Origin of the sequence: Rhodococcus sp. O3, from assembly GCF_048897285.1 — a bacterium.
Classification (GTDB): domain Bacteria; phylum Actinomycetota; class Actinomycetes; order Mycobacteriales; family Mycobacteriaceae; genus Rhodococcus.
Genome location: NZ_JBMBTE010000212.1, coordinates 1 through 5,084, shown reverse-complemented (window position 1 = coordinate 5,084; position 5,084 = coordinate 1). Strand labels below are relative to the sequence as shown.

Genomic DNA, 5,084 nt, shown 5'->3' with positions numbered 1-5,084 from the left:
GCCCCGGTCACCGGGATGCTGCTCGGCGCCGCGGCGGCCGGGGTGCTGTGGTTGCTGCTCACCGCCGGGTGCGCTCCCCCGCTCGCGGGGTTGCTGTGCGTCGGGTTCCTCGCGGTCGCCACGCGCGGCATGCACATCGACGGTCTCAGCGACACCGCCGACGGTCTGGGTTGTTACGGTCCGCCCGAGCGGGCCCGTGAGGTCATGCACTCGGGGGGTGCGGGACCGTTCGGCGTCGCCACCCTGGTGGTGGTGCTCGGGGCGCAGGCGTGGTCGTTCGGGATCCTCGCCGAGGCCGGCGCGTGGCCGGCGGTGGTGCTCGCGGTCGCGGCGGGACGGATCGCCGTGGTCCTCGCGTGCCGAAACGGGATCGCCGCGTCCCCCGGGAGCGGGTTCGGTGCGCTCGTCGCCGGAACCCAGGCGTGGGCGAGCGTGCTCGGCTGGCCGCTGCTCGCTGCGATCGCTGCCGTGTGGTGCGTGCCGGGAACTCCATGGCTCGGCCCGATCGTGGTTCTCGTCGCGTTGGCGCTGTCCGCACTCTTCGTGCGGCACTGCGTCGCCCGCTTCGAGGGGGTGAACGGCGACGTGCTCGGCGCGGCACTCGAGGGCACCGTCGCCGCCGTCGCGATCGCCCTCGGCGCCGGACTCTGACCTTCCCCGGGACACGACCCACGAACGCACAGACCCACGAACACAGAACGGACGCGACCATCGGTGACGGTCGCGCCCGTGGCGTCTTCGTGCGGTGCCGGCTACTGAGCGGCGCGCAGCGTGGTCATCCAGCCGTGGGTGTCGGCGAAGGTGCCGCGCTGGATACCGGTCAGCGTGTCGCGCAGCGCCATCGTGATCGGGCCCGGCTCGCCGCCGGCGATCGTGAACTCGCCGTCGGCGTCCTTGACACTGCCGACCGGGGTGATGACCGCCGCGGTGCCGCACGCGAACACCTCGGTGATCTCGCCGGATGCGGCCTTCTCGCGCCACTCGTCCGTGCTGATGCGACGTTCCTCGACGGCCAGACCGGAGTCCTTCGCGAGGGTCAGCAGCGACTCGCGGGTGATGCCCGGCAGCAACGAGCCGGACAGTTCGGGGGTGACCAGCCGGGCGTCGGCACCCGACCCGAACACGAAGTACAGGTTCATGCCGCCCATTTCCTCGACGTACTTGCGTTCGATCGCGTCGAGCCACACCACCTGATCGCAGCCCTGCTCCGCGGCGTGGGCCTGCGCGACCAGGGACGCGGCGTAGTTACCGGCGAACTTCGCGGCACCGGTGCCCCCCGGCGCGGCGCGCACGTATTCACGCGAGAGCCACACGCTCACGGGCTTGACGCCGCGCGGGAAGTACGCGCCCGCCGGGGATGCGATGAGCAGGAACTTGTACTCGTGGGCCGGGCGCACCCCGAGGGCCGGTTCGGTCGCGAACATGAACGGCCGCAGGTACAGCGACTCCTCGCCACCGGCCTTGGGCACCCACTCGTGGTCGACCTCGAGCAGTTCGACGATGGCGCGGTGGAACAGCTCCTCGGGCAGGGCCGGCATCGCGATCCGCTCCCCGGACCGGTTGAGCCGAGCCGCGTTCGCGTTCGCCCGGAACGAGGAGATGGACCCGTCCGCCTGCCGGTACGCCTTCAGCCCCTCGAAGATGGCCTGCCCGTAGTGCAACACCATCGCCGCGGGATCGAGCTGGACCGGGCCGTACGGCTCGACCGTCGCGTCGTGCCAGCCGGTTCCCTCGGTGTAGGTGATCGTCACCATGTGGTCGGTGAAGAAGTTCCCGAAGCCCGGATTCGACAGAATCTCCTGCCGACGCTCGGGGGTCGTCGGCGAAGGATGCGGGATGTGGGCGAATTCCAGGACACCGGTCATGAAAGCCGATCCTATCGAACGCCCGTGCTCCCCTACTTCGTGTGGTCCTCGACGAACGGCGGAACGACCAGCTCGGCGCGCAGCGACCGGCCCCGGACGTCCACGGCGACCTCGTCACCGGCGGACAGACCGGCAGCGCTGTCGATCAGCGCGAGCGCGATACCGACCTTGAGGGTCGGCGAGAACGTTCCGGAGGTCGTCACGCCCACACGCTCGCCGTCGCGCAGGACCGTCTGGTCCTGGCGCAGGACACCCCGGTCGAGGGCCCGCAGACCCCACAGCCGGCGCGCGGGCCCGGACTCCTTCTCGGCGAGCAGCGCGTCCCGGCCCCAGAATTCCGGCTTCTTCCAGCCGACGGCCCAGCCGCATCGGGCCTGCAGCGGCGAGATCGACGTCGACAGTTCGTGTCCGTGCAGCGGGTAACCCATCTCGGTGCGCAGGGTGTCGCGGGCACCCAGCCCGGCGACCTGGCCACCGACGGCCTGCACCGCGGACACGAGCGCGCGGAACAGCGGATCCGCATCGGCCCAGCGCGGCAGCAGCTCGAAGCCGCGTTCCCCGCTGTAGCCGCTGCGGCACACCCGCACCGGCACACCGTTCCACTCGGCGTCGACGAACGCCATGTACTCGATCTCGGTGGGCAGCCCCAGACCGGTGAGGATGTCGGCGGACTTCGGTCCCTGCACCGCGAAGACGGCGTGGTCACGGTGCTGATCCGTCACGGTGACACCGGCGGGCGCGACCTTCGCGAGCGCGGCCACGACCGCCGCGGTGTTCGCGGCGTTCGGCACGAGGAACAGCTCGTCGTCCGACACGTAGTACACGATGAGGTCGTCGACGACTCCCCCGGATTCGGTGCAGCACAGCGTGTACTGGGCCTTGCCCGGCCCGATCTTCGACAGGTCGTTGGTCAGCGTCGAGTTCACGAACTTCGCGGCATCCGGACCGGCGACCAGCGCCTTGCCGAGATGGCTGACGTCGAACAGGCCGACGTTCTCCCGGACCGCGGTGTGCTCGGCGACCGTGCCGGCGTACGAGACAGGCATCTCCCACCCGCCGAACGGGGCGAAGGTCGCACCGAGTTCGACGTGGATTGCGTGGATCGGGCCCTGCTGAAGTTGCTGGTCGCTCATGTCGCATGACGGTATCCCACGGACCGGGCCGGGACCGCCTCCACTGCATCGAACCCGAAGATCACTAGCATCGATGCAACGCCACCCTCTGCATAGGAGATGCCTGTGAGTGCCCCCGCTCCCACCCTCCCGGAACTCGTTCTCGCCGGGTCCCTCTCGAAACGAGCCGATGTTCTCGTGATCGGACTGACGTCCGGAGACGACGGTCCCGAGGCGCTGCTCGGCGGCGTCGTCGACGAGTCCGTGCTCGGCGAGGTGCTCGACGCCGTGACCGCGGTCGGCGCGACCGGCAAGTCCGAGGAACTGACCCGGGTTCCCGCCCCGGCGGCACTGCCGGTGACGAGCGTGCTGGCAGTGGGCCTCGGCGCGGCCGACAAGATCGACGCCGAGCAGGTGCGGCGCGCCGCCGGCTCCGCGGCACGAGCCCTGAACGGTGTCTCGGTCGTCGCGACGACCCTGTCCGAGGTGGATCTCGGTGCGGCCGTCGAAGGATTCGCCCTCGGCGCGTACACGTTCACCGAGTTCCGCTCCGCGAAGTCCGCGCCGGGCGACGACGCGCGCCCCCCGGCCCGCATCGAGTTCCTCGTGGCTTCGCCCCGTGCCCGCGAGACCAAGGCCGCACTGACCCGGTCGGCCGCGATCGCCGAGGCCGTCGCCACCGCCCGCGAATTCGTCAACACCCCGCCGAGTCACCTGTACCCGGCGGAGTTCGCCGACCGCGCGAAGGCGCTCGGCACCGCGGCGGGCCTGAAGGTCGAGGTGCTCGACGAGAAGGCCCTGGCCAAGCAGGGCTTCGGCGGCATCGTCGGCGTCGGGCAGGGTTCGTCGCGTCCGCCGCGGCTGGTGCGGCTGAGCTACTCGTCGAAGAAGCGCAAGGCCCCGAAGGTCGCGCTGGTCGGCAAGGGCATCACCTTCGACACCGGTGGCATCTCCATCAAGCCCGCCGCGGGCATGGAGAACATGACCTCCGACATGGGCGGTGCGGCCGCAGTGATCGCGACCGTCGTGCTCGCCGCGAAGCTCGGTGTGGCCGCGGACGTCACCGCGACCGTCCCGATGGCCGAGAACATGCCCTCGTCGACTGCGCAGCGTCCCGGTGACGTGCTCACCCAGTACGGCGGAACGACGGTCGAGGTGATCAACACCGACGCGGAAGGTCGCCTGATCCTCGCCGACGCGATCGTGCGTGCCTGCGAGGACGAGCCCGACTACCTGATCGACACCGCCACGCTGACCGGCGCACAGATGGTTGCGCTGGGTACCCGCACCCCTGGCGTGATGGGCACCGACGAGTTCCGTGACCGGGTCGCGGAGCTGTCGCGGTCCGTCGGGGAGAACGGCTGGGCCATGCCGCTGCCGGCGGAGCTGCGCGCCGACCTCAACTCGCGGGTCGCGGACCTGGCGAACGTCACCCCGCACCGGTGGGGCGGGATGCTGGCGGCCGCGATCTTCCTGAAGGAATTCGTCGCCGAGGGTGTGCAGTGGGCGCATCTGGACGTGGCGGGTCCGGCGTTCAACACCGGCGGTCCGTTCGGCTACATCGGCAAGGGCGGAACCGGTGTGCCGGTGCGCACGATGTTCGCGGTCATCGAGGACATCGCAGCCAACGGCTGATCTCGGAAGTGGCCTTCCGGGCGCCTTCAGGGGCCCGGAAGGCACGCCCGGTGCAACGTGACGCGCCCCTCGCCGTACACCCGGAAGTGATCAGTGCAAGGATGGTCGAGGCCATGCCTGCCGGGTGTGGACCGTACGCACCAACGAAGTACCCGCGCGAGTCCTCGGGCTCGAGCACAATAGTCAACGACCACACAATGGTCGGACGACCACGAGTCGGTACAACTCAACACACACGAAACAACCGTCGAGGAGTCAACAGACATGGCCTTCTCCGTCCAGATGCCAGCGCTTGGTGAGAGCGTCACCGAGGGAACTGTCACGCGATGGCTCAAGCAGGAAGGAGACACGGTCGAAGTCGACGAGCCCCTGCTCGAAGTCTCCACGGACAAGGTCGACACCGAAATTCCGTCCCCCGCTGCCGGTGTCCTGGTGAGGATCGTCGCCCAAGAGGACGACACCGTCGAGATCG

The 5,084-nt window shown here is 69.9% G+C and carries 5 protein-coding genes; 3 read left to right on the top strand and 2 right to left on the bottom strand.

Annotation, left to right across the window (positions count from 1 at the left end):
- On the top strand, positions 1 to 651 hold a 651-nt coding region (locus ACN675_RS27590; RefSeq protein ID WP_420753848.1), incomplete at its 5' end, for an adenosylcobinamide-GDP ribazoletransferase.
- Positions 652 to 752: 101 nt separating this feature from the next.
- Here the strand turns inward: ACN675_RS27590 and ACN675_RS27585 are convergent.
- Both ACN675_RS27585 and gcvT read right to left on the bottom strand, forming a co-directional pair.
- Positions 753 to 1,865, bottom strand: a complete 1,113-nt coding sequence (locus ACN675_RS27585) for a branched-chain amino acid aminotransferase (RefSeq protein ID WP_420753847.1) — start codon at positions 1,863 to 1,865, stop codon at positions 753 to 755.
- Between the two features lie 32 nt (positions 1,866 to 1,897).
- Positions 1,898 to 2,998, bottom strand: a complete 1,101-nt coding sequence (gcvT, locus tag ACN675_RS27580; RefSeq protein ID WP_420753846.1) for a glycine cleavage system aminomethyltransferase GcvT — start codon at positions 2,996 to 2,998, stop codon at positions 1,898 to 1,900.
- A gap of 99 nt (positions 2,999 to 3,097) precedes the next feature.
- On the opposite strand from gcvT, the gene ACN675_RS27575 reads away from it, so the two are divergent.
- Positions 3,098 to 4,612, top strand: a complete 1,515-nt coding sequence (locus ACN675_RS27575) for a leucyl aminopeptidase (protein WP_420753845.1) — start codon at positions 3,098 to 3,100, stop codon at positions 4,610 to 4,612.
- A gap of 264 nt (positions 4,613 to 4,876) precedes the next feature.
- On the top strand, positions 4,877 to 5,084 hold a 208-nt coding region (locus ACN675_RS27570; protein ID WP_420753844.1), incomplete at its 3' end, for a biotin/lipoyl-containing protein.

Excerpts from the sequence above, each read along its gene's own strand:
- ACN675_RS27585 (WP_420753847.1), bottom strand. The coding sequence starts at position 1,865 with ATGACCGGTGTCCTGGAATTCGCCCACATCCCGCATCCTTCGCCGACG.
- gcvT (WP_420753846.1), bottom strand. The coding sequence starts at position 2,998 with ATGAGCGACCAGCAACTTCAGCAGGGCCCGATCCACGCAATCCACGTC.
- ACN675_RS27575 (WP_420753845.1), top strand. The coding sequence starts at position 3,098 with ATGCCTGTGAGTGCCCCCGCTCCCACCCTCCCGGAACTCGTTCTCGCC.